Origin of the sequence: Silvimonas sp. (genome assembly GCF_031291215.1) — a bacterium.
Classification (GTDB): domain Bacteria; phylum Pseudomonadota; class Gammaproteobacteria; order Burkholderiales; family Chitinibacteraceae; genus Silvimonas; species Silvimonas soli.
Map to the genome: position 1 here is coordinate 1 of NZ_JARLJK010000056.1, position 2,822 is coordinate 2,822.

General features: G+C 52.2%; 1 pseudogene. It reads left to right on the forward strand.

The features are described 5' to 3' along the window. Positions 1-94 precede the first annotated feature (94 nt). Positions 95-358: pseudogene (locus tag P4L78_RS04515) on the forward strand (hypothetical protein); the annotation flags it as partial. Between the last annotated feature and the right edge of the window lie 2,464 nt (positions 359-2,822).

Consider the following 2,822-nt stretch of genomic DNA (forward strand, 5'->3'; position numbering starts at 1 on the left):
GGTGGGTCCCACACGCGACAGCTGAGCGAGGCACGCGTGTTGGGGGGTGGCCTCCTGCTGACTCGCGTCTTGTGCGCTCTCTCGTGTCTCCCTCTCCGTCTTCCCAGTCGGCACGGTCGGCGGCGGCACCCAGCTCTCGCCGCAGGGCTCGATGCTGACGCTCCTCGGCGTGAAGGGATCGGCGGAGACTTCGGGCGACAACGCGCGTCAGCTCGCTCGCGTCATCGGCGCCGCGGTCATGGCCGGCGAGCTGTCGCTCATGGCGGCGCTCTCGTCGGGCCACTTGATCTCGTCGCACATGAAGCTCAACCGACGACATGGGCCGGCCACGCCGGGCGCGCCGCCGGCTGGACACTAACAGTCGAAGGAGGAAGTCATTCGCCCTCGCTCGTCGCGATCGCTTACCGCTGCTGCGCTGCAGACTCGCACACCGCCGCTGCCACCCGCTCGCCCTCTCCTTCGTGTGCTCGCTCCTACTCCAACTTGCTCCATTTACCTCTCCACCGACTTGCCTCCTGCACAGTCTCCTGCTGATTGGGAACGAGCGGGTATGGACACGCGACACACACGCGCACGTGCGACCCACACGCACACCCCGCTAGCAGGCTGTCCGTAGCAAAATTCGCATACACTTGCCAACAGCTTCAATTGTGAAGATCAAGAACTAAGGTAAAGAGTGTACAGGTGTGTCCAAAAGTTCCTAGTCAGCTCGGAATCGCTGTCAAAGCCAAAACTCGAATAACCTGTTGAATACGCATGATAAGGCCGTAATTTTTGCATCAGTCTGTGTGTAAAAGTATCTAGTTTTACTGACAAGAGTTGTAGCTCTTCCACCCTCGATGTCCTGACGGCAGCTCACGGTGTTTGACGGCGCAGTCACGGCTTGTCCCAGTTCGTCCCCATTCGAGTGGCGATGCACCAAGGCGTGCACGGATCGGGCTGAAACTCTCTGGGAGTGTGTGCCGAGTGTGGTTCGTCTGCGGTGTGTGAAGGATTCGTCTCTCCGTCCTGGTCGGCTGTCTGGTCGGAGTCGTGCGCGCTTGCATCACATCGCGTGGCTTAGGGAACTAAGACAGAGAGCGACAGAGCAGAGCGACGTCAGCTTAGATCGTGGACGTGCATCGCCGCGTTGTGCCCGCTCGCCAGCTGTCACATCCTGTGGTACACTCTTACCTTAGTTCTTGATCTTCACACGTCAGTGAACTTTCACGTGATTTTACCTTTTACTCAGCTTGAGGCAACGTTTTTTATTAACGTTAATTTTGCGCAAAACAGTGAGTCAATAGTCCATTTCCTGTCGTCCCGTAAAAACAAAGTACTCAGAAATGTTTCAATATACATTTCAAAGTATATTATCGATGATCTAGACCCTCCAGACTGAACATCGCGGAAGGAGGGCTACTGAGAGTTGAATTAGGGTGGAGTCGTGCAACTCCAGGATGAAGGGGGGAACCCTTAGGTTTGTGACTATTGAGACTAACGGCCTTAGCTGTGAGGCGCGACGACCACCGCTCAAGCTCGCTGGCGCTCGCTTTCGCGGTTTCGTCGCGAGAGTTCAGCCTGTTTTCTGACTGTCGCTATCGCGTTAGGATAAGCATGGCAGACTACTAAATACGACTAATCTATTTTATATGATACTCGTAACATGTTTGAATAGTTAGTCGTGGCGTGAGCTCAATCCATGGCCAAAACAAATTCAACCAAAGGCCACGAACAGTCACGTTCAAACGACGATTACACAGTCAGTATATGCTATAGAATGCAGGGAATAACATTAGTATGCTCGTAATTATGTTGTTTACTTATAACGTGAGTTTGAAGGCGATCGGACGAGATTTTTTTGCTTGGTCGGTAAAACGATGCCGACCATCTCAAACGCAAGGACTATGATGCTTGTGACAAAACAGTATCGATAAGTATCATTCGAATGTAATTTTATGTCTGTGTGAAGGTTTCCGGACTAATCCGACAACATTAGTGTGAGAGTGCGTGAATACGAAGGCGGCGAAAAGAGCGCGAAAAAGGAGCGCCTAACAAAACGAAAAACGCTGCGGTGGACTTGAAATAAAACGCTGGGACGTCGTCTATCCATCCGACATGATCAACTATATTATTACAAACATGTACACATCGTTTATACTCACGCTTGACTTTTGCTGACTGTGCAAAACCGTTTCAAACGCGAGATCAAACGGAGACTGCGCGTCGTTTGAGATCGTTTTACGCCAGCAACAAAGAACATATGCAGTACTTATACATCAATACATATTGATGATCACTATTGCTACTGACATGGCATGGTCTGCGTTGTTCATAAGCACGAACCTGGACGATAGGGACTTTGCCGTTTTTCAATGGACAAAACCGACTGCACAAACAACTGGGACCACACTATCTGCATCAAACAAACTATATTGTGCATATACTGACGTGCTCCGCAAACCCGGACACGCCTAAGCTTTTTTCGCAAGCTCTTGCTCGCTCATTCGCATCTGCCTGGTCTCAGCCATGACATGTCTGGGGTGAGGGGCCAGCACGCTCTTGCATGCGGGGTACGAGGATGTCGCAAGCTGTCGTGGGGCCACGTCAGTGTTCGACACTCAAAATCGCCTAAGACATTCTCTCGCCGCGCTGCTTCTGGCTGTGCAATTGCTTTGACCCAACGACCAGTGGTTCGCGGCACTCTGCACCGGCGCTGTCTGCATGCCAAAGCTGGGTGGCTGAGTCGGCCTGGTTTATCCCTGCCGTGAGACGAAAGTCACTGCCTAAGAAAAATCCTTAGGAGGTCACTTTGCATCCGTGCTCCACAACCACCAGGAGGA